The organism is Streptococcus sp. A23 (assembly GCF_043674155.1).
Taxonomy (GTDB): Bacteria; Bacillota; Bacilli; order Lactobacillales; family Streptococcaceae; genus Streptococcus; species Streptococcus suis_V.
This window is the reverse complement of record NZ_JBIMJP010000002.1, coordinates 123,973-144,904: the sequence shown is the minus strand read 5'-3', so window position 1 is coordinate 144,904 and position 20,932 is coordinate 123,973. Positions and strand designations below refer to the sequence as shown.

Genomic DNA, 20,932 nt, shown 5'->3' with positions numbered 1-20,932 from the left:
AATTTCTGCTACAAATAAGGACAAAAGATGAACTTGAGGATGGAAAGTGATCTTGTTTTAGAGAGCTAAATTTGATTGTGAGGTACAAACTGGATTACAAAAATGAAAACACTCATGAAACAATCACAAGTCAATAATAGACTGCCATATTTTTGATTTACAGCTTGAAAGCAAGAAAAGCAACCAGATTTACTGATTGCTCGCTAAGTATTAAATTAGAGTGCTACGCTCCTTTCGTATTGGATTTCAGAAGTAGCAACTCCGTGATACAGCTGAATGAAAGCCTTGTAGCATTATTATGGCATATCAACCACCCAGATACGCTTTTCTGACTTCATCTGATGCAAGTAGTTCTTTTCCTGTTCCAGAGAGGACAACTTTTCCTGTTTCTAGGACGTAGCCACGGTCTGCGATTGCGAGGGCCTTGTTGGCGTTTTGTTCAATCAAGAGGACTGTTGTCCCTTGTTTTTGGATATCTTGGATAATGTCAAAGATTTCTTGGATAAAGATTGGCGCTAATCCCATTGAAGGTTCGTCAAGAAGCAAGAGTTTTGGCTGGCTCATGAGGGCACGCCCCATTGCCAACATCTGCTGCTCACCACCTGAAAGAGTGGCTGCATCTTGGTTCTTACGTTCTTCTAAGCGTGGGAAACGGTCAAAAATCTTTTTCAGATTTGCCTGATTTTCCTCACGGTTGTTACGAAGGAAGGCACCCATTTCTAAGTTTTCCATAACCGTCAATCCTGCAAAAACGTGACGACCTTCTGGTACTTGAGACAAACCATCTGCCACGATTTTACGAGCTGGAACTTTTTGGATCTCATTTCCGAGGAAAGAAATGCTTCCAGCAGACGGACGAACCAAGCCTGAGATGGTGCGGAGAATAGAGGTCTTGCCTGCACCATTGGCGCCTATAAGGGTCACAACTTCGCCCTCATTGACTTCAAAGCTCACATCCTTGACGGCTTCAATCGCACCGTAGTTGACGGAAAGATTTTTTACTTCTAACATGGCCATTATGCTTCACCTCCAAGGTATGCTTCAATTACACGTTTGTTGGTCCGGATTTCTTCAGGCGTTCCATGGGCAATCAAACGGCCGTACTCCAGCACATAGATCCGCTCAGTCACTTTCATAACCAGGCTCATATCGTGCTCAATCAGGATAATGGTAATACCAAATTCCTTTTGAATACGGCGGATGAGTTCGGTCAATTCTGCCGTTTCCTGTGGGTTCATACCAGCCGCTGGCTCATCCAAGAACAAAATTTTCGGTTCTGTCGCAAGGGCACGAACGATTTCCAGGCGACGTTGCTGACCATAAGGCAAGTTTTTCGCCAGCGAGTCTGCATCCTTGTCTAAATCAAAAATTGCCAAGAGTTCCATAGCCTTAGCCTTCAAATCCGCCTCGCTCTGGTAATACTTAGGCAAGCGCAGGAAGGAAGCCAAGAGATGCGGTTTGTGATGATTGGCAAATCCAACCAATACATTTTCCAAAACCGTCATATCCTTGAACAGACGAATATTTTGGAAGGTACGTGAGAGGCCAAGAGATGCAATCTTGTAAGGTGCCTTATCATTAAGCAAGTGACCGTCAAGCGTCACAGTTCCCTCGCTCGGCTCGTAAACACCGGTCAAAAGGTTGAAGAGGGTTGTCTTACCAGCACCGTTAGGACCAATCAAGCCGACCAACTCACCTTCATTGAGCTCCATGGTAACGTCGCCAACAGCAGTCAAACCACCGAAGTGCTTGGTCAAATTTCTAATTTCCAGAAGTGCCATCTTTGCCCTCCTTCGCTTTTTTCTTAAAGAATGATGAGAAGGTTAATTCCCATGTACCGAGCAGACCACCTGGACGGAAAACCATGACCAAAATAAGAGCCAATGAGTAAATAATCATCCGAAGGTCTGAGAAATTTTGCAGGAACATATTGAGGAAACCAAGAACAAGGGCCGCCAAAATCGTACCTGTCATAGAACCCAAGCCACCAAGCACTGCGATAATCAAGTAATCAATCGAACGCATGATAGTAAAGTCTTTAGGAACAACCGTACCGATATAACCAACGTAGAGAGAACCTGCGATACTTGATAGGATAGCCGCGATAACAAAGACTGTTACCTTGACTTTGGTTGTATTAACACCCATGGACTCCGCAGCGATTTCATTTTCACGCACAGCGATAACCTGACGGCCAAATGAGCTCCGTAAGAAGTTGAGAATCAGAGCCGTCAACACTACTACAAATAGAAAGACAACTGTCCAAGTTGTATACGGCAAGATGCCTGTTAAACCAGCAGCACCGTTGGTCAAGTCACCACCATTGATAATGGCAATACGGATAATCTCAGCCACACCAAGGGTTGCAATAGCTAAGTAGTCACCCTTTAGACGAAGAGTTGGGATACCGACCACCAGGGCTACCAGGGCAGCTACAAGACAGCCCACAAGAATAGACAGATAAAAGCCTGCATAGGTAGGATTAGCCTTGGTCAAAATAGCTGTCGCATAGGCACCAATTGCCATAAAACCAGCCTGACCCAGCGAAAACTGACCTGAAAAACCGAGAACAAGGTTGGTTCCCAAAGCCATGATGATAGAAATTCCAATCCCCATCAAAATCTGTATATAGTAAAGCCCCAGGACACCAGAGCCAATCAAGGTAGAAAGAACTACAAAGATAACAAGGACAAGAGCAAGCCAGGTTAAAATTGGTTTGATATTTTGTTTCATAAACTTACACCTTCTCCTTCACATTTTTACCTAAAATACCTGCTGGACGCACCAAGAGGATGACAATCAAGATACCATATACAACTGCATCACGGTAGCTGGAAAGACCGACAGTTACCGCCAGGGTTTCCAAGAGACCGATGATAAAGCCACCGAGAGCCGCACCTGGAATAATACCAATACCACCGAGAACGGCCGCTACAAAGGCCTTAAGACCTGGCGCCATCCCCATCAGAGGTTCCACAGAGTTATAGTAAAGACCAATCAAGACCCCTGCCGCACCTGCAAGAGCAGACCCAAGAGCAAAGGTAAAACTAATGGTCGAGTTGACGTTAATTCCCATGAGCTGAGCCGCGTCACTGTCTACAGAAACAGCACGCATGGCCTTACCCATTTTGGTTTTTTGGACGATAAATTGCAGAGCCAACATGAGGAAAACAGAGACACCCAAAATCGTCAACTGAACATTGGTCACAGTAATCGGACCAAGGTTGAATTTAACCGTCTCAAGAGCTTGAGGGAAGGCACGTGTATTGGCACCAAAGAGATAAACCATACCGTATTCAAGGAAGAAGGACACACCGATAGCCGTAATCAAGGCCGCAATCTTAGTTGAGTTGCGCAATGGACGGTAGGCCAAGAATTCAATCAGCACACCCAAGGCTGCTGTTAATACCATGGTCAAAACAAGCGCAACAAAGAAATTTAGCTGGAAGGCATTAATCAGATAATAACCAATAAAGGCCCCCATCATATAAAGGTCACCGTGGGCAAAGTTAATCAACTTGATAATGCCGTAAACCATGGTATAACCCAAGGCAATCAAGGCATAGACACTTCCCAAGATAAGACCATTCACCAATTGCTGGAGCATATAGTCACCAAACTTTCTATAACATAAATAATATCTGGAGAGGTCCAAGCCTCCCCAGATTGCATTTTTTAGCTTATTCAGCGCTTACTGCTTCTGCTGAAGCTTCTGCACCGTTTTCCAATTTAACCATGATAGCAGATTTGATAGGGTTGTGGTTTTCATCGATTGAGATTGGACCAGTTACACCTTCAAAGTCTTTCAAGCCAGCAAGGTTTGTTGCTACATCTTTTGAAGTTTTTGCGCCTTCTGCTGCATCAGCTGCCATGTAGACTGCATCGTAAGCAAGGGCTGCAAACATATTTGGCTCTTCACCGAACTTCTTCTTATAAGCATCAACGAAGCTTGTTGCCTTGTCAGAAAGTGCTACTTTAGTAGAGTAACCAGATACGTAGTAAACATTTGTCGCATTCTTGCTGCCAGCACCTTCGATGAATTTAGCATCCGCAAATCCGTCAGGACCAAGGATTGGCTTGTCGATACCCATTTCACGCGCTTGTTTTGTAATCAAACCAGCTTCAGTGTAGTAACCTGGGATGATGATTGCATCAAAATCTTGATCTTTCAATTTTGTCAAAGCAGCCTGGAAGTCCTTATCGCCTGATTGGTAAGTTTCTTCAACAACGATTTCACCCTTGTAAGCTTCTTTGAAGGCTTTAGCGATACCTTTTGCGTAGTCACTTGAGTTGTCTGAGTAAAGAACAACTTTCTTAGCATCAAGTGTCTTTGTCGCAAATGTAGCCAAGACTTGACCCTGGAAGCTATCTTGGAAAGTTGAACGGAAGACATATTCTTCAACCTTACCATCTTTAGCTGTCAAATCGTCCTGTGTACCAGAAGGTGTAATCAATGGAACGCCTGCTTGTGTCGCACCTGGAGTTGCCGCAGCTACAGCACCTGATGTTGCAGGACCAATCATCGCAAGAACTTTTTCTTCTGTTGCAAGGTTGGTTGTAACAGTCGCTGCTTCAGCGTTGTCAGATTTGTTGTCTTTTGAAACAACTTCGATTTGTTTACCGTCGACACCGCCAGCTGCATTGATTTCCTCAACAGCAAGGTCAGCACCGTTTTTCTCAGCTTGTCCGTATGCTGCTACAGCACCTGATAATTCCAAGTTGTAACCCAATTTAATCGTGTCACCAGCTTCGTTACCAGCTGCTGATGAAGTGCTTGTTGGAGCTGCGCCACAGGCAGCAAGGAGAGCCGCTGAAGCAAATGTAGCGATTGCTACTGCAAATTTTCTTTTTTTCATGAAAATACCTTAAAACTTTCTTAAATTTTTACGATGTATCTAATATACAGAATTATCAGAAAATTGTCAACAAAAATGATAAAAATTTTTTAAAATTTTTACAGCTCCAACAAAAAGAAAAGCAGGCTCATTTAAACCTACTCCTTCTCTAATTACAAAGTAACGGGATTTTGCTCGTCCCGCCATAGATTGCCAACAAAATTCTGATCCAGTTCCTTGATGTAGGAAGGAACTACTTTTTTGACAAACTTCTCTTTTTTGAGCTTGCTCATGACTTCCTCAGCTTTTTCTGCATTAACATATAATATAACATAACGCAGGCGCTTTGAATGGTAAATCATGTCACCGTAGTGGTTGAGTTTTCTGGAATCCCGATTATAATGCAAATAAACAGTTAGGCTGGTGCGTTCTTTTTTCTCAAACATGGACTTCTCCTCAGACATTTCTATCTATAATTATACCCTTTTCCAGGGAAAATGAAAAGGACCAAATCCAGCCCTTTCCTTATTTTATTTAGTTTTGCTGTTATCCATGATTTGGTCAATGAAGCCGTATGCCAAGGTTTCTTCAGCGGTCATCCAGTAATCACGCTCCGCATCCTTGTGGATTTGCTTGACTGTTTTACCTGAATTGTCAGCCAAGATTTTTTCTAATTTATTACGGGTTTTAAGCAAGTGTTCTGCAGCAATTGCCATGTCGGTTTGTTGTGTACCGCCGCCAGTTCCACCCATTGGTTGGTGGATCATGTACTCGGCATTTGGCAACATGAAACGTTTGCCCTTGGCACCACTAGATGCAATGATGGTTCCCATAGATGCTGCTGTTCCCATAACAATTGTCTGGACGTCTGCCTTGATAAAGTTCATGGTATCCACGATAGCAAGACCTGCTGACACAGATCCACCTGGGGTATTGACATAGAGATAAATGTCTTTAGTCGGATCTTGCGCATCAAGGAAGAGCAATTGGGCAATGATAGAATTAGCCATATTGTCCTCCACCGGTCCTGTCAACATGACGATACGGTCCTTGAGCAAACGGGAATAAATATCATAAGAACGCTCACCACGACTGGTTTGTTCAATAACTACTGGAATCATAAGAATACTCCTTTTCGAGATAGATATGTGCCTATTATATACCAATAGTCAAAATTGGTCAAATATTTAACACAGAAAAAGAAACCAGCCGAGCTGATTTCTTTTTCTACTTATTTTGTACCGAAGAGGCGGTCACCTGCATCTCCCAGACCAGGGACGATATAGCCTTTTTCGTTGAGTTTTTCATCCAGGGCAGCTGTGTAGATGTCGATATCTGCATGAGCTTCTTGAAGAGCCTTTACACCTTCTGGAGCTGATACGAGGGCCACAAATTTGATATTGGATGCACCACGTTTTTTCAACGAATCAACAGCAAGAATAGCTGAACCACCTGTTGCAAGCATTGGGTCCACAACAAGGATGTGGCGTTGGTCGATATCCTCTGGTAATTTCACCAAATATTCAACGGGTTGGAGTGTCTCTTCATCACGGTACATACCGATGTGACCAACTTTGGCTGCTGGTACTAGGCTGAGCAAGCCGTCCACCATACCAATACCGGCACGCAGGATTGGAACGATTGCCAATTTTTTACCTGCAATCTGCTTTTGAACCGTCTTTGTAATCGGTGTTTCGATTTCTACATCTTCCAATGGCAAGTCACGCAAGACTTCGTAGCCCATTAGCATGGCAATTTCATTAACCAGCTCACGGAAATCTTTTGTAGAAGTTGTCGTCCGACGAAGGATAGACAATTTGTGCTGGATAAGTGGGTGTGAAATAACTTGGAATTTCCCCATGATGATAAAACCTCTCTTTGATGTTTATTGCGGACATTAGAGACTGTGAAGTTTCATGTCACTATATTCTACCAAAATTTCAGGAAAAATGCTTGGAAATATAATAGGAATTTTACTTTTTATAGACTAGAGCTTCATAAGGTCGCAGTTGAGAGGTATCTTCTGATTCCGTTGAATAGTTGTGAAAAAGGATAGTTTCTCCTAATTGTTCTTCAAGACGGTATTCCTGAGCTTGATTGCTAAAGTTGACCAAGACCACAAACTCATCTACATCATCAAATTTACGATAAGCTAATACCAAGGGATTACCTGTATCTAAAGTCTCATAGTTCCCTTCTGCCATGCAGGGATAAAGCTTTCTCAAGGCAATCAATCGTTGGTAGGTATAGAAGAGAGAATTTTTATTTTCCAGGGCTTCTTCCACATTGATAGCTGTATAAGTTGGGCTAAAAGACAACCAGGGCTCGCCCTCGGTAAAACCTGCCCCAGCTTTGCCAGACCACTGCATCGGTCTGCGGGCATTGTCCCGTCCCTTAGCATTTATGGAAGCCAATAGTTCCTCTTCCGAATACCCCTGTTCTAAACGCTCTGCATACATTCGACGTGTTTCAATATCATCCGCTTCTTCAATCCTAGCAATCGGTGTGTTGACCATGCCGATTTCTTCCCCTTGGTAAATATAAGGCGTACCCGACATGAAATGCAGATAAATAGCTAGCATTTTTCCGCTTAGTTCCCTGAATTCAGGACTGTCATCACCAAAACGGGAAATGGCTCGTGGCAAATCATGGTTGTTCCAAAAGAGCGAATTCCAACCTTTTCCTACTAATTCTGTCTGCCATTTTGACAAAACCTGGTGTAGCTTGGCTGGTTCAAGTGGTGCCAAATCCCATTTTTCTTTACCTGCTAGCTGGTCCAGACAAACGTGCTCAAATTGGAAAATCATGGAAAATTCGTTTCGATCAGGATGTGAATATAACTGAGCATTTTCTGGATTGGCACTCCAGGTTTCTCCAACGGTTACAAGGTCATAGGTACCAAATGTTTGTTGGTTTAATTCTTGAATCAAGGGATGAAGATTTGGTCCGTCCGCGGTAATCAAGTTCTCAGGTTCTTTCCCAATCAAATCAATTACATCGAGACGGAAACCTCCAACTCCCTTGTCAATCCAGAAGTTAATCATCTGCCAAATTTCTTCCTTGACAGCAGGATTCTTCCAGTTCAAGTCTGGTTGTTTGACCGAAAACTGATGCAAGTAATACTTGTCCAAATGTGGAACATATTCCCAAGCAGAGCCTGAGAAGGTGGATTTTAATTCATTGGGTTTGTCCTCCCATACATAGTAATCATAATAGGGATTTTCTGGACCTTTCAAGGCCTCTTGAAACCAAAAATGTTCATCAGAGGTATGGTTGAGGACCAAGTCCATCACAATCTTAATATTTCGCTTCTGCCCTTCTTCTATCAGCTCCTCCATGTCTTCCATAGTCCCAAATTCCGCCGCAATGGCTTGATAATCACTGATATCATAGCCGTTATCGTCCATAGGCGACTGATAGACTGGACTGAGCCAGATAGCCTCTATCCCCAATGTTTGCAAATAATCCAACCGGCTGGTAATTCCTTTAATGTCTCCAATGCCATCTCCATTCGAATCCTGAAAACTCCTCGGATATACCTGATAAATAACCGATTTTTTCCACCAATTTGATTTTTCCATGTTTCTTCCTTTCCAAAGGAAACAAAGGCTAGGAAAGCTATCCCAACCTCTATTTCAAATTCTATAGATTAATTTCTTGATATTGACCATCAACCGTTTCAATAATTTCAAATGTTTTATCTTTCAGATTAGCTCTTAATTCTGCCACTGTATTGGCATCGGTATTGGTCCAGCTGATATGAATTGTATTGGTATCTGCCATCTCCACAGCAAACTCTCCATCAAATGCTGCGCTGGTATTACGGAATTTGAGCAGATTGAACAAGGACTGCACAACTGGGCGTTGAACTTCTCGCTCAATTTCTTCCAAATCATAATAGTGACGGTTGATGTTGCGACCTTCTTTGGTTGATTCGAGTAATTCGATATCATTTTCTCCTGCCAACAAGCCAACGTAGTAAATCTGCGGAATACCTGGTGCAAAACATTGAAGCACACGTGCCAAGAGATAGGCTTGATCATCATTTCCTAAAGCTGAATAGTAGGTACAATTGATCTGGTAGATATCCAAATTGTTGTAGGCCTCTGTGCTATAAATCTTCTTGACATTTGCTCCTTGGGCATAGAGGGCTTCTCTTGTGGCCTCTGTTTCCTCATCTGTCAGCAAGTCCTTGACATCGACCACTCCGATACCATCGTGCGTGTCCAAGGTTGTAAATTGCTTGCGAGGGCAGATTTCCATCCAGTGAACAAGACGGTTGACATTGCCTGAATAAAGAGCATGAAGGACCAACATCGGTAGGGCAAAGTCATAGACATAGTAGTCTTGCTCGGCGATTTTTTGCTGAATGGTGTAATGCTCATGGATTTCTGGTAGAATTTCCACTCCTTTTGGTGCCAATAGCTGACGCGGAAAATGAAGCATGTCCCAAATATCTGGCTCAACGAAGAAACAGTTGGTTCCAATTTTCTTATTAGCGTAGGCAAAGGCATCCAAGCGAATAATGGAAGCTCCGTGGTCCGCCAGCTGTTCCAGATTTTCTTTGATAAAGCGACGAGTTGTTTCCGTTGTCACATCGAGGTCAATCTGTTGCTCATCAAAGGTACACCAAACTTTTTCCTCACTACCATCAGCAAACTTGGCAAGGCGATAGGGAGCACGTGGCTTCCGTTTATAAATCAGGTCTACATCTTCCTGAGTCGGCTCACCGTTTGGCCAAAAGTTCTTGTAGCGGATAAATAAATCTGCATAGACAGACTCATCTTTCTTTTCTAGGAAGTCAAGGAAATAAGGCGACTTGGCTGAAATATGGTTGATCATGAAATCAAACATGAGGTAGTAATCCTTACTGAGTGCCTCAATGTCGCTCCAATCTCCAAAAGCTTCATCAACCTTGGTATAGTCCATGGGTGCAAACCCGCGGTCACCCGATGATGGAAAGAAGGGAAGAATGTGGACACCACCGACCACATCTTTCAAGGGACCTTCCAAGACCTGCTTCAAGTCTTTCAGATTTTTTCCAAGACTGTCTGAATAGGTGATTAACATTGCTTGATTTTTTACTTTCATTTTCTTCTCCTTTTGAAAGCCTTTTCTTATTGATTTTTGGCAAAAGGTTGAGTTGCCTCAACCTTTCGAGCTTTATTTAACAGATCCGCTTGTCATACCTGAAATGATATGCTTTTGGAAAACGAGATAAACCAGTAGAATTGGGATAATCCCTACTACATAGGACGCAAATGACGGTCCATAATCACTGAAATACATTCCTTGATAGTTATACTGGAAGAGGGGCAAAGTCCACATTTCTTGGTCACGGTTGAGGACCAAGAGCGGCAAGAGAAAGTCATTCCAGATCCAGAGGGCATTGATGATTAAAATCGTAGCGTGCATGGGCTTCATCAGCGGAAAAATAATTCTCCAATACATTGTAAACTTATCACAGCCATCAATTGCTGCTGCCTCGTCCATCTCTTCAGGAACAATTGTCTTGATATAGCCAACATAGAGGAAGAGGGCCTGCGGCACTGCATAGGTCAGATAAAGAATAATCAACCCCAAAATATTGTTCAAACCGAGACTAGACATCAACTTGGTCATAGGAAGCATAATCACTTGGAAGGGAACAAAAATTCCGATAATCAAGAAAAAGTAGATAAAGTTGAAAGCTGTTTGCCGCTTCATTTGACGGGCTACTGCAAAGGCTGCCATTGGAATAACCAGAATAATCAAACCTACTGCAGCAATGGTAATTAGAGCAGAATTCCCAAAATATTGAACAACTCCATCTTCAAACAAGCGACTATAGTTGTCTAGTGTGAAATTTTCAGGTAAGCCAAAGAAGTTACCTGTAATTTCTTTAGTTGGCTTGAAGGAACTAATCACCGTCACCAGTAGCGGAATAAACATAAAGAGAATGCCGCTAAATAGAACGAGATATACCCACCAATTGCTTTGTTTGGTCTTATTCATAAACATACCTCCTTATACTTCAAATTTCTTAGAAATCCGCATCTGAATCAAGGAAATCACAATGATAAAGATGAAGAGAACAACTGCCAGAGCATTGGCATACGAGAACTTATTGTCAACAAAAGCGTAGTTATAAACCAGCAAACCCAGTGACTCTGTCTTACCATCTGGACCACCGCTAGTTAAAGCGAAAATGAGGTCAAAGGCTGTCAAGCCAGATTTCATCGCTAGGATAAAGACCATACTGATAGATGGTAAGAGGAAAGGCAATTCAATGTTGAAGAACTGCTGGGAGCGTGTCGCACCGTCGATAGCTGCTGCTTCCTTCACATCATCTGGAATACTTTGCAGACCAGATAGGAAAATGATAACCGGCATCGCCAGACCCTGCCAAAGAGCGACAAAGAGGACGGACGGAATAACAGTATTCTCTTGTACCAATAGGTTTTCCATTAACCAGTCGATTTGGAGAATTTCGCCAATCTGTGTAAAACCGTAGTTAAAAAGTTGAACAAAGATGAGACCCAAGGTTACCGTTGACAAAACTGCTGGGAAGAAATACCAGGTCCGGAAAAAGCCAACTGCTTTGATTTTCCGATTGAGCAGAGTTGCCAACCAAATACCAATCACAATCTCCCCAATGACTAGACCGATGGTAAAGATGATGGTAAAGGTGATACTGGTATAGAAGTCAGGGTCCTTCAAAATATCAATGTAGTTTTGAATCCCAATCACATCGTAACTACTGGATAAACCATTCCAGTCTGTTAAACTGTAGAACACCCCTGTTATCAAGGGATAGAAGAAAAAGATTAACTGAAGAGCTATTGGCAAAGCTACAAATAAATATGGCCAATATTTTGCAACAAATCCTTTTTGATTCATAAAGAACTCCTTTACTAAATTCATCAAGTATAGTTGTTTAATATCAGTTCGAAAAAAAGTTAGGGGCCTCTCTTTCAAACTGAGGTTAAACAACTATAGGGGGGACAGGTTTGGGAAACCCAGACCCTAATCCCTTAGTTGTTTATCATGCTGATTATTTCATCGGATCAAAGAAGGCATTAAGTTTCTTAACAAGTTCTGCTGAATCTGGTTTTTTCACCATTTCAACAGTGATATTCCAAAACTCATCTTCTGAATCCCACTCACTTTGCAACCATACGACATGCTTGTCTGTGAAGGCATATTGTGTAACTCCAGCAGTTTCTTCAAACTTGCCTTCAGTGTCGACTCCTTCAACTGAGGTTGGTGATCCGTCCACGTCATAGTATTTCTGAATGACTGTTGGACGTGAGAGGTATTCTAAGAACTTCTTAGACTCTTCTGGATGCTCTGATTCAGCTGATACAGATAGGGCTAGGTCTGCCGCACCGATCGTGTAATCACCACCTTTTTCATCTCCTGGGAAGGTAAACATGCCGTATTCAAATTCAGGCTCTTGCTGATTGATTGCTGTAGCAGCCCAAGTTCCTTGTGGCATCATGAGGGCTTCTCCTGCTGCAAATGAAGCAACCGCGTCGGCGTAAAGTGCTCCTGTGAAACCTTTTTGACCATTGTCAGTCAAGAGTTCTAAACGCTCCAAGACTTCCTTAGTTGTTGCATCATCTTGGATAGCACCCTTGGCACTGCGAATCAAAATATCCTCTGCACCGTCAAACCCACCTGCAACTGTTACCCAAGCTAATTGGTGGTAACCATTGAGCGACCAGGCATCATTTAGAGAAAGGGCAAATGGTGCCACACTGCCATCAGCCTTAACTTTGTCTACCAAAGCAACAAATTCTGCATAGGTAGTTGGTACTTCCAAACCAAGTTCTTCAAATTTATCTTTGTTGTAGTAGATACCATAGGCATTGGCAGTCAATGGAAGAGTGTAGTTTGTATCATTTACAAGATAAGGTGTTACTGCCCCATCTTTCAAATGACTAAGACCTGCATCATCACCAATTTCAAGGAAACGGCCATCTGCTGCATACTCTTTGAAATCTGCATTTTGAGGGTAGATATTGATAACATCTGGTGCTTCATCATTGGCCATCCGTGTTTTCAAAACAGTTCCTGCGTCTGGCACATTTGAAAACTTAACTTCAATATCTGGATTCTCTTTCTCAAAGTCATCAATAATTTCCTGCAAGGTTGCTTGCATTTCAGGCTTTTGCGAGAAAAATTCAATTTCTACCTTGTCGCTGCTGCTAGAATTTCCGCAGGCTACAAGGAAGCTTGCAAAAGCACAAACCGACGCACATTTGAGAAATCTTCTCATTTTCATAATAAAATCCTCCTAGATTTTGTTAAAAATATATTGTATACTAAAATAATCTTCTTGAACATGGGGCATGGTTAAGCCGATGTTCATGAGCTCATCTCCATAGAAACTCGCTTCCAACTGTGGACAGTGATAGCAGGCTTCTGGGTCCAGCCCCTTCAATCTCACCTGCAACAGAGGAGCTTCTGGTTGAGCTAGTATTTTTACGAAGGTGAAAACAGCTTGGCTCTTATCTGCATCAACATAGTTGGCTGCCCAGGTATTTGCCGTTTTTTTCAAACGATAGAGGTCACCAAACTGGACTGTTGAGCGAATCTGCTTAAAGGTTTCAACCTGTTCAGAAAGAGTTGCTAATTCTTCCGGTGACAGTTGGGTAACATCTAACTCGTAACCAAAGGCTCCGCCCATCATAGCCACATTTCCTCGGGTTTTCAAGGATGTAATTCGACCGACTTGGTGATTTGGAACTGCGGACACATGGGCACCCATTGAAGAGGTTGGGTAGAGCAAGGTCGTTCCTTCCTGAATTGAGAGGCGTCCAATCGCGTCTGTATTGTCACTCGCCCAAGCCTGTGGCATATAATAGAGAAGACCCAAATCATTTCGACCGCCACCTCCTGAACAGGATTCAAAGAGAATATCTGGGAAGCGACTGGTCAGAGTTTCTAATACTCGGTACAGCCCCAACATATAGCGATGATGGAATTCGTAAGAATCAGCGTTAGCGAATTCTTGAGACATACTGGTGATATTACGATTCATATCCCACTTGACATAATCGATTTTGGCAGATTTCAGTACATCGGATACAGCTTGGATAATGTAGTCACAAACTTCTGGTTTGGACAAATCCATTACCAACTGCTCTCGACTGTAAATTGGCTCACGTCCGTCAATATGAATAGCCCAATCTGGATGTTGGCGATAGAGGTCACTGTCTATAGAAATCATCTCTGGCTCAAACCAAAGACCAAATTTCATACCCAAGGCCCGAATCGAATCTGCTAGACCTGCTAAACCGTTCGGAAGCTTGTCTTTATTGACAATCCAATCTCCCAAGGAAGACTCGTCATTGTTCCGTTTTCCAAACCAGCCATCATCAAGTACAAATAATTCAATGCCTGACTGACTGGCCAATCTAGCCATGGAAAGAATCTTCTCTTCTGTAAAATCAAAGTAGGTTCCTTCCCAGTTATTGATGAGAATTGGCCGTTCTCGATTGACAAATTGAGAACGAATCAAGTGCTTTTTGATGAAGCCATGACTATCCTGAGTCATACCTGTAAAACCTTTATCCGTAAAGGACAGGAGGACTTCAGGTGTCTGAAAACTTTCTCCGGAAGCCAAATTCCAGCTAAAGCTAGTATCATTGATTCCCATGCCCCAACGGACTGTTTCCAAAGCAGTTGTCTCCACAAAACCAGTGAAGTTTCCACTATAGACTAGTTGGGCGGTATAAACTTCGCCACTATCTTCTGTAGCAGATGGAGCCGCCAAGGCTAAGAAAGGAGTCCGCGAGTGACTTGAAGCCCCTCGAATGCTTCCAATAGAGTAGGTACCACTCGTAATCGGCGTTTTCGTCCACTCTTTTTCATAAGCATAGCGACCTGTCAAACTATGGATGACAAAGTCCTTATGGGGCATATCCAAGGTGAAGGACAAGGCTTTTTCCAACTTAGAGGGATAGCGACCTGCTTGGATACGAGCCGAGCGTGCAAGATAGTTACTTTCTTCGAAAACCGCATACTGCAAGGTCACTGTCACATCTGCTACAGCATCATAGAGGTCAATTTCTAAACTCTCCACTTCCTCTTCAGAAGCAAAGCTAGCTGGTAAACCATCTAGCAAGGGCTTGCCTTGATAAATCCGGTGTTGCTTGTACTTCAAATCCAAGGCAATGCCGATTTCATTTCGCACATCAATAGAGGCTGTCCGAAAGTCTCCTAGCCCATTGCTGGAATATTCCAAGGACAAGGTGTCCAGTGAGTAGGTCCGATTTCCAGTAATTGGACTAGGCGAGAAGGCTCGGTCCAAATATGTTATTTTGTTTCCATCGCTAAATTTTTCGATTTTTTTCCCAAAATAACGATGAACTAGATCGCCTGTTTCTAGCACCTCTATCACGTAGGAAAATTCTCTTGTTTTCATGTGAAATAGGCCATGTTCTTCTATGTATTGAATCATACTGTCAGCTCCTATCTGTATTACATGAATTATTCTAACAAATGTAAGCGTTTTACAAAATAGGGTTTTGTTGTTAGAATATGGTATAATGTTTCCTAAGGAGAAGAGCTTATGAATATTCTAAATAGCTACAATGAACTAGACAGCCATAACTTTGACCTAAATATCGACCATTACGGTGCGGAACAATGTGATAAAAACTATTCTTTTGGGCCAACTATACGAGATAATTATGTCCTCCATTTTATCACAGAGGGCAAGGGGAAAATTAGCATTCTCGGAGAAACGACTGAATTGGCTGCGGGCGACTTGTTTATCCTCCCTAAAAACAAGGCCATCTTCTACCAAGCAGATGGACAAGACCCCTGGACTTATATTTGGGTTGGTTTTAGCGGGTCAAAAGCTGAGTCAATTCTTGAACATAGCCGCTTATTGGAAAAATTTTATCTGCATTCCAGCCTCCAGTCCCCCATTTTACAAAAAATGATAGACATTACCAAAACAGACAAACACCCCTTACCAATGGTGGCAGAGCACATCCTGGTCGGCCATCTTCATCAATTACTTGCCTACCTTGTTGCAGAATTTCCCAATCAACAACTGAAAGAGGCCGGTACTCTTGCCAAAAGCTATGTTCACCATGCTATTAAGCTGATTCACAGTCACTACGCTCTGCCGATTAAGGTGGCAGAAATTGCAGATCAGCTCGCTCTAAGTCGAAGTTATCTCTATAAAATCTTCAAACAAGAAACTGGTTACGCCATCAAAGACTACATTCTTCAGGTAAAGATGAATCGAAGCTGCCAACTCTTAGAAGATCCCGAACGAACCATTACGGAGATTGCTAATTCTGTCGGCTACTATGACCCCCTGACCTTCAGCACAGCCTTTAAGAATTACTTTCACATGAGTCCTACTGACTATCGAAAACAACAAAAAAAGGAATAGCCTAGCTCTTCCTTTTTCTATTTTTATCGCAATCTGGAAAATTGAGAAACAAATTTTCATCCATGGACTAAACTGGCATTCACACCAAAAATATTTCTGTTATTATTTGTTTGGCCATAAAATGCTCGGACTTCATTGAATTTTTTCTATATTTCTTAGTTACCCAAACACCTCCACCAGTCGTCGGCAGGCTTCCTTGATGACAAATTGTGGTGTTGCTGCATTCAATCGGAAATGCTTTTCCCCTTCTTTTCCAAAGGTCAATCCATCATTCAAATGCAGTTGTGCTTCTTCCAGCAATTTCTCTGCTAGCTCTTGATGGCTAAGTTCATAGGCTGAAAAATCCAGCCAAATCAAGTAGGTTCCTTGTGGCTTTAGGACCTTTATGAGTGTGTTTTTACTCAATTCTTCTTGGACCAACAAGATATTTTCTTCCAAAACTGGTTTTAAGGCGGCCAACCAAGATTTTCCGTGTCGGTAGGCAACTTCCGTGGTAATCAAGCCTAGGCTAGGGATTTCATGTTGGTTATTGACCAATTGTCTCTTGGTAAAAACTTTACGCAACTGAGGATTTTCAATAATGGCAAAACTGTTTTTTGTTCCCGCTATATTAAAAGTCTTGGTTGCAGAAGACAAAATGACCGAAAATTCCTTATGGTTAGAGGAAACCGTATTGAAGGAATGGTGCTCATGTCCAAAAAAGGTTAGGTCCTGATGGATTTCATCAGAGACTAAGATGACTCCATGCTTCTGACAGATAGCACCGAGCTCTTGTAGTTCCTGATGACTCCAAACTCTGCCACCTGGATTGTGGGGATTGCAGAAGATGTAGAGTTTGACACCCTCTTCAACAATCTTTTGCTCCAAAGCCTGAAAATCAAGAGTAAATTGGTCATTTTCTACACGAAGAGGCTGACTAAGCAACCGTCGATGATTGAGTCGAATATTACGGGCAAAAGGGGGATATACTGGAGTATTGATCATGATTGCATCCCCCTCAGCTGTAAAAGCTTGAACTGCGATGGATAGAGCCGGAACTACACCTTCTACTAAAACTAGAGCTTGCCAAAACCAGATAGAAATCATTTTTTCATTTTAGAAGATGGTCATCACTGTAGTTGAAAATACTTTTTATCTAGTCAATGGTCTTAATAACACGGGCCGGATTGCCAGCCAGTACGACATTGTCTCCGAAAGATTTGGTCACGACAGAACCCGCTCCGACCACGACGTTGTCACCCAAGGTCACGCCAGCCAGGATAATAGCACCCCCACCAATCCAGACATTATCGCCAATCTCAATCGGCGCTCCATATTCAGGTCCAGCAATGCGTTCCTCTGCCTTGAGCGGATGAAGGGCTGTGTAAAACTGAACATTTGGTCCCAACATAGCATTCTTTCCGATGGTCACAGGGCAAGTATCCAAAACAGTCCAGTTGAAATTGGCATAAAAATCTTCTCCGACGTGGATATTGCAACCATAGTCCAAGGTCAGGGGTGATTCGATGTAAATCCGCTCCCCCGTTGTTCCCAGCCACTGCTTGGCAATTTCTGTTCGTTTGGAGCTGTCCAACTCTGCAGCATTAAAGGCCTGGCGGTAAACTCTGGCCTGCTGCCGCAAGGCTACCAATTCACTATCTGCTGCATTGTACATCTGCCCCGCCAGCATCTTTTCTTTTTCTGTCTTTTCTTCTCTTTTATCGTTCAAGCTAGACTAGCCTCACTTCCCAAAAACCCTTGCAATCCGCTCGCTGGCTTCTTTGATGGTATCAAAAGGTGCTGCGACATTTAATCGTGCATGCTGCTTACCGTCGCTGCCGAAGACCAGACCATTATTGAGGAGGACTTTAGCCTCTTTTTCTAATTTTTCCATAAGGTCAGCCTGACTCAGGCCGTAAGCTGAAAAATCTAGCCAAATTAAATAAGTCCCCTGTGGTTTCATGACCTGAATCCTGGTATGGGTTTCCAGATAATCCACTGTAAAATCAACATTTGTTTCGATGACTTTTTTCAATTCTGCCAACCAATCGGCTCCGTAACGGAAGGCTGTTTCGGTGGTAATCAAGCCGATAGCAGGAATTTCATGCTGGTTATTGGCCAATTGATGTTTGGCAAAAATCTTCCGCAGTTCTGGATTTTCAATAATGGCAAAGCTATTTTTGGTGCCTGCAATATTGAAAGTCTTAGTCGCAGACGATAGGACAATCGAAAATTCCTTGAATCGGTCATCAACTGTATTGAAGGACTGGTGCTGATTGCCAAAGAGGGCTAAATCCTGGTGGATTTCATCTGAAACCAGAAGGACGCCATGTTTCTGGCAGAGCTGGCCAACAGCAGCCACTTCTTCCTTGGTCCACACACGGCCACCGGGGTTGTGTGGATTACAAAAAATATAAATCTTGACCTCATTTTCGAGGATGTCTTTTTCTAATTTTTTCAAGTCAATGGTAAAAATTCCGTCTGACTTGACAAGAGAATTAGTCACCAAGTGGCGGTTGTTGAGCTTGATAGTCCGCGCAAAGGGAGGATAGGCAGGTGTATTGATGAGGACTGCGTCCCCTTCCTTGGTAAAGGCCTGAACGGCAATGGTCAAAGCTGGTACAACTCCTTCGACCAAGAGAATGCTATCGCGCTCAATCTCGTAGCCATGCTGGTTTCTTTCCCAATCAATAATGGACTGATAAAGCCCCTCGCTGGCATAGGGATAGCCAAAAATGTGCTGGTCAGCATAGTCACGGATAGCTTGGCGGATTTCTGGTAAAGGCTCAAAATCCATGTCCGCAATCCACAGTGGCAAGAGGTCTGCATCCTCTTCCACCTTACGCCATTTTTCTGCATGTTGGCCCAATCGGTTGGGCCGGCTGGTAAAATCATAGCTAGTCATCTGATCCCTCCAAGGCTTGTTTCAAATCAGCAATCAAATCATCCGCATCCTCAATTCCAATAGATAGACGGAGTAAATCGTCTGTCAGACCATAGGAATGACGGGTTTCTGCTGGAATATCAGCATGGGTCTGGGTCGCTGGATAGGTAATCAAACTTTCCACCCCACCCAAACTTTCCGCAAAGGTAAAAATCTCAAGGCTGTTGAGAATGTGGGGAATGGTCGCCTCATCTGCAACCTTAACAGAAATCATGCCACCCTTGCCGGTATAGTAAACCTGCTTAACTGCTGGGCTATTCTCCAAATAAGCCACAATCTTCTGAGCATTCTGAGTCGCACGTTCCATGCGGATCGACAGGGTTTTGAGACCACGCATGAGCAGGTAGGCATCCAGCGGCGACAGGGTTGGACCAGTCGTATTTTGGTCATAGAAGAGCTTGTCGTAAATAGCCTGGTCATTGGTCATGAGAACTCCAGCCAAGACATCATTGTGACCAGACAGATACTTGGTCGCAGAATGCAGGACCACGTCAGCACCCAGCGTCAGAGGATTTTGATAAATCGGACTGTAAAAGGTATTATCGACAATGACCTTGGCACCTTTGGCATGGGCGACAGCCGAAACCTTAGCAATGTCAAACTCCACCATGAGCGGGTTGGTCGGTGTCTCAAGGAAAACGTAGTCGGTCTGGTCGTCAATGGCCTCTAGTAGATCCTCCTCGCTATTGGCATAGGTAAAGCTGAAACGCCCCAGGCTCTCCTGCTCGTTAAACCAGCGGAAAGAACCGCCGTAGAGATCACGCGCTGCCACAATTCGACTGCCGACTGGAAAGCCGTTGAAAAGCAAGACCAGAGCCGCCATTCCTGAGCTGGTCACCAGGGCATAGTCCGCCTTCTCAATCGCTGCCAGAGTTTTTTCCAAACTAGCACGGGTCGGATTTTTGGTGCGGGTATAATCAAAACCTGTGGACTGGCCGAACTCCGGATGCTGGTAGGTAGTCGAAAGGTGGATAGGCGATATGAGGGCTCCCGACTTCTCGTCACTATTTATGCCCGTCCGGGCCAAAATCGTATCTATTTTTAATTCTGTCATCTTCTCTACCTCGTTTCTATATCTACTAGTCTAGCAGAAATTGGCTTATTTTTGAGAAAGAAACCGAAGATTTCCTATAGGAAAAACTAGAGCTTTCTTATAGTTTTTAGCTATAACACCCTGTGAACATTTACATAAAAATCCTGGACAACATCCTTAAGAATTGATATACTATACTTGTGAAAGAGCTTTCAAAGGAGGTTCCTATGACATTCCAAAAAGATTTTTATCGCTATTCGGAGTTTTACTGGTTGATTTTCTGGATGATTCAGATTGGACATATCTGGCTTAGTTACCCGGAAAGTCAGTACCTGCCTTTAAATCTGTTTTTATCTCTGACTCTGCTCATTCATGCTTATCGGGCCTTTTTCAAGCCCAAGCATCGCTTTTCGAAAACCAGAACCATTTGGCTTGTCATTGCCTTGCTACTTCTGTGGCTTGGTGCTATCGTGATATATAGGGGCTACTAGGATGTTCAAACAGTTTAACAAACAGTTTTACCGCAGCCTGGATTTTTACATGGCCATTTGCTTGATACTATATAGTTTGGGAGCTATTTTGGACAATGAATATAACTGGTGGATATACTTACAACCGATTTTGATTCCTTTCACTCTCTACCAATCCTTCTTTTCCAAGAAGGGCAATCTGAAAAAGGATTGGTTGATTTATCTTTGTGTCGGAATCGTCTTCTTGGGATTCTGGTTAGAATTCATTGCCTAGTT

Annotated in this window: 20 protein-coding genes and 1 pseudogene; 3 read left to right on the top strand and 18 right to left on the bottom strand. The window is 43.1% G+C overall.

Annotated elements, in window-relative coordinates; all coding sequences use genetic code 11:
• Positions 1 to 306 precede the first annotated feature (306 nt).
• From ACHBIE_RS02265 to ACHBIE_RS02200, 14 genes are all read right to left on the bottom strand, one after another.
• Positions 307 to 1,017, bottom strand: coding sequence for an ABC transporter ATP-binding protein (locus ACHBIE_RS02265; protein ID WP_105122835.1), 711 nt, complete (start codon positions 1,015 to 1,017; stop codon positions 307 to 309).
• Positions 1,017 to 1,781 (bottom strand): ABC transporter ATP-binding protein, encoded by a 765-nt coding sequence (locus ACHBIE_RS02260; RefSeq protein ID WP_394732614.1) that lies wholly within the window; start codon positions 1,779 to 1,781, stop codon positions 1,017 to 1,019. The genes ACHBIE_RS02265 and ACHBIE_RS02260 overlap by 1 nt, the downstream gene beginning before the upstream one ends.
• Positions 1,762 to 2,733 carry a branched-chain amino acid ABC transporter permease gene (locus ACHBIE_RS02255; protein WP_394732613.1) on the bottom strand — a complete coding sequence of 324 codons (972 nt, stop codon included), beginning with the start codon at positions 2,731 to 2,733 and terminating at the stop codon, positions 1,762 to 1,764. The genes ACHBIE_RS02260 and ACHBIE_RS02255 overlap by 20 nt, the downstream gene beginning before the upstream one ends.
• A 4-nt stretch (positions 2,734 to 2,737) precedes the next feature.
• Positions 2,738 to 3,607, bottom strand: coding sequence for a branched-chain amino acid ABC transporter permease (locus ACHBIE_RS02250; protein WP_105137216.1), 870 nt, complete (start codon positions 3,605 to 3,607; stop codon positions 2,738 to 2,740).
• A gap of 73 nt (positions 3,608 to 3,680) precedes the next feature.
• Positions 3,681 to 4,856, bottom strand: a complete 1,176-nt coding sequence (locus ACHBIE_RS02245; protein WP_394732612.1) for an ABC transporter substrate-binding protein — start codon at positions 4,854 to 4,856, stop codon at positions 3,681 to 3,683.
• Between the two features lie 152 nt (positions 4,857 to 5,008).
• Complete coding sequence (locus ACHBIE_RS02240) at positions 5,009 to 5,281, bottom strand: DUF2129 domain-containing protein (protein WP_105110523.1); 273 nt, start codon at positions 5,279 to 5,281, stop codon at positions 5,009 to 5,011.
• 84 nt (positions 5,282 to 5,365) lie between these two features.
• Entirely contained in the window at positions 5,366 to 5,956 is a 591-nt protein-coding gene (locus ACHBIE_RS02235) for an ATP-dependent Clp protease proteolytic subunit (protein ID WP_105110524.1), read from the bottom strand.
• Positions 5,957 to 6,066: 110 nt separating this feature from the next.
• Positions 6,067 to 6,696, bottom strand: coding sequence for a uracil phosphoribosyltransferase (gene upp / locus ACHBIE_RS02230; RefSeq protein WP_394732611.1), 630 nt, complete (start codon positions 6,694 to 6,696; stop codon positions 6,067 to 6,069).
• A 112-nt stretch (positions 6,697 to 6,808) separates the two neighbouring features.
• Positions 6,809 to 8,416 carry an alpha-glucosidase gene (locus ACHBIE_RS02225; RefSeq protein WP_394732610.1) on the bottom strand — a complete coding sequence of 536 codons (1,608 nt, stop codon included), beginning with the start codon at positions 8,414 to 8,416 and terminating at the stop codon, positions 6,809 to 6,811.
• 61 nt (positions 8,417 to 8,477) lie between these two features.
• A complete protein-coding gene (gene gtfA, locus ACHBIE_RS02220) occupies positions 8,478 to 9,926 on the bottom strand; it encodes a sucrose phosphorylase (protein ID WP_394732609.1) in 1,449 nt (482 codons plus the stop codon).
• A 72-nt stretch (positions 9,927 to 9,998) separates the two neighbouring features.
• A complete protein-coding gene (locus tag ACHBIE_RS02215; RefSeq protein WP_172066996.1) occupies positions 9,999 to 10,829 on the bottom strand; it encodes an ABC transporter permease subunit in 831 nt (276 codons plus the stop codon).
• Positions 10,830 to 10,841: 12 nt separating this feature from the next.
• Positions 10,842 to 11,714 carry a carbohydrate ABC transporter permease gene (locus ACHBIE_RS02210; protein ID WP_105110529.1) on the bottom strand — a complete coding sequence of 291 codons (873 nt, stop codon included), beginning with the start codon at positions 11,712 to 11,714 and terminating at the stop codon, positions 10,842 to 10,844.
• A gap of 154 nt (positions 11,715 to 11,868) precedes the next feature.
• Complete coding sequence (locus tag ACHBIE_RS02205; RefSeq protein ID WP_105110530.1) at positions 11,869 to 13,101, bottom strand: extracellular solute-binding protein; 1,233 nt, start codon at positions 13,099 to 13,101, stop codon at positions 11,869 to 11,871.
• A gap of 12 nt (positions 13,102 to 13,113) precedes the next feature.
• Positions 13,114 to 15,282: an alpha-galactosidase gene (locus ACHBIE_RS02200; RefSeq protein ID WP_394732608.1), complete on the bottom strand. Its 2,169-nt coding sequence runs from the start codon at positions 15,280 to 15,282 to the stop codon at positions 13,114 to 13,116.
• 111 nt (positions 15,283 to 15,393) lie between these two features.
• On the opposite strand from ACHBIE_RS02200, the gene ACHBIE_RS02195 reads away from it, so the two are divergent.
• Positions 15,394 to 16,230, top strand: coding sequence for an AraC family transcriptional regulator (locus tag ACHBIE_RS02195; RefSeq protein ID WP_394732607.1), 837 nt, complete (start codon positions 15,394 to 15,396; stop codon positions 16,228 to 16,230).
• Positions 16,231 to 16,389: 159 nt separating this feature from the next.
• Here ACHBIE_RS02195 and ACHBIE_RS02190 read toward each other — a convergent pair.
• The 4 genes and pseudogenes from ACHBIE_RS02190 to ACHBIE_RS02175 all read right to left on the bottom strand — a co-directional run.
• Positions 16,390 to 17,295: pseudogene (locus ACHBIE_RS02190) on the bottom strand (MalY/PatB family protein); the annotation flags it as partial.
• Positions 17,296 to 17,365: 70 nt separating this feature from the next.
• The gene (locus ACHBIE_RS02185; RefSeq protein ID WP_105122824.1) at positions 17,366 to 17,899 is read right to left on the bottom strand and encodes a sugar O-acetyltransferase; all 534 of its coding nucleotides are present in this window, start codon (positions 17,897 to 17,899) and stop codon (positions 17,366 to 17,368) included.
• Between the two features lie 51 nt (positions 17,900 to 17,950).
• On the bottom strand, positions 17,951 to 19,114 hold the full coding sequence (locus ACHBIE_RS02180) for a MalY/PatB family protein (RefSeq protein WP_394732606.1): 1,164 nt from the start codon (positions 19,112 to 19,114) through the stop codon (positions 17,951 to 17,953).
• Positions 19,107 to 20,207: a cystathionine gamma-synthase gene (locus ACHBIE_RS02175; RefSeq protein WP_105122822.1), complete on the bottom strand. Its 1,101-nt coding sequence runs from the start codon at positions 20,205 to 20,207 to the stop codon at positions 19,107 to 19,109. Before ACHBIE_RS02175 ends, ACHBIE_RS02180 begins: the two co-directional genes overlap by 8 nt.
• Positions 20,208 to 20,413: 206 nt before the next feature.
• On the opposite strand from ACHBIE_RS02175, the gene ACHBIE_RS02170 reads away from it, so the two are divergent.
• Complete coding sequence (locus ACHBIE_RS02170; protein ID WP_105122821.1) at positions 20,414 to 20,677, top strand: hypothetical protein; 264 nt, start codon at positions 20,414 to 20,416, stop codon at positions 20,675 to 20,677.
• A gap of 1 nt (position 20,678) precedes the next feature.
• On the top strand, positions 20,679 to 20,930 hold the full coding sequence (locus ACHBIE_RS02165) for a hypothetical protein (protein WP_105122820.1): 252 nt from the start codon (positions 20,679 to 20,681) through the stop codon (positions 20,928 to 20,930).
• Positions 20,931 to 20,932 lie beyond the last annotated feature (2 nt).

Coding starts and splice junctions, on each gene's coding strand:
- ACHBIE_RS02175 (WP_105122822.1), bottom strand. CDS start 20,207: ATGACAGAATTAAAAATAGATACGATTTTGGCCCGGACGGGCATAAAT.
- ACHBIE_RS02205 (WP_105110530.1), bottom strand. CDS start 13,101: ATGAAAATGAGAAGATTTCTCAAATGTGCGTCGGTTTGTGCTTTTGCA.
- ACHBIE_RS02225 (WP_394732610.1), bottom strand. CDS start 8,416: ATGGAAAAATCAAATTGGTGGAAAAAATCGGTTATTTATCAGGTATAT.
- ACHBIE_RS02245 (WP_394732612.1), bottom strand. CDS start 4,856: ATGAAAAAAAGAAAATTTGCAGTAGCAATCGCTACATTTGCTTCAGCG.
- ACHBIE_RS02260 (WP_394732614.1), bottom strand. CDS start 1,781: ATGGCACTTCTGGAAATTAGAAATTTGACCAAGCACTTCGGTGGTTTG.
- ACHBIE_RS02255 (WP_394732613.1), bottom strand. CDS start 2,733: ATGAAACAAAATATCAAACCAATTTTAACCTGGCTTGCTCTTGTCCTT.
- ACHBIE_RS02250 (WP_105137216.1), bottom strand. CDS start 3,607: ATGCTCCAGCAATTGGTGAATGGTCTTATCTTGGGAAGTGTCTATGCC.
- upp (WP_394732611.1), bottom strand. CDS start 6,696: ATGGGGAAATTCCAAGTTATTTCACACCCACTTATCCAGCACAAATTG.
- ACHBIE_RS02200 (WP_394732608.1), bottom strand. CDS start 15,282: ATGATTCAATACATAGAAGAACATGGCCTATTTCACATGAAAACAAGA.
- ACHBIE_RS02170 (WP_105122821.1), top strand. CDS start 20,414: ATGACATTCCAAAAAGATTTTTATCGCTATTCGGAGTTTTACTGGTTG.
- ACHBIE_RS02180 (WP_394732606.1), bottom strand. CDS start 19,114: ATGACTAGCTATGATTTTACCAGCCGGCCCAACCGATTGGGCCAACAT.
- gtfA (WP_394732609.1), bottom strand. CDS start 9,926: ATGAAAGTAAAAAATCAAGCAATGTTAATCACCTATTCAGACAGTCTT.
- ACHBIE_RS02235 (WP_105110524.1), bottom strand. CDS start 5,956: ATGATTCCAGTAGTTATTGAACAAACCAGTCGTGGTGAGCGTTCTTAT.
- ACHBIE_RS02195 (WP_394732607.1), top strand. CDS start 15,394: ATGAATATTCTAAATAGCTACAATGAACTAGACAGCCATAACTTTGAC.
- ACHBIE_RS02210 (WP_105110529.1), bottom strand. CDS start 11,714: ATGAATCAAAAAGGATTTGTTGCAAAATATTGGCCATATTTATTTGTA.
- ACHBIE_RS02265 (WP_105122835.1), bottom strand. CDS start 1,017: ATGGCCATGTTAGAAGTAAAAAATCTTTCCGTCAACTACGGTGCGATT.
- ACHBIE_RS02185 (WP_105122824.1), bottom strand. CDS start 17,899: ATGCTGGCGGGGCAGATGTACAATGCAGCAGATAGTGAATTGGTAGCC.
- ACHBIE_RS02215 (WP_172066996.1), bottom strand. CDS start 10,829: ATGAATAAGACCAAACAAAGCAATTGGTGGGTATATCTCGTTCTATTT.
- ACHBIE_RS02165 (WP_105122820.1), top strand. CDS start 20,679: ATGTTCAAACAGTTTAACAAACAGTTTTACCGCAGCCTGGATTTTTAC.
- ACHBIE_RS02240 (WP_105110523.1), bottom strand. CDS start 5,281: ATGTTTGAGAAAAAAGAACGCACCAGCCTAACTGTTTATTTGCATTAT.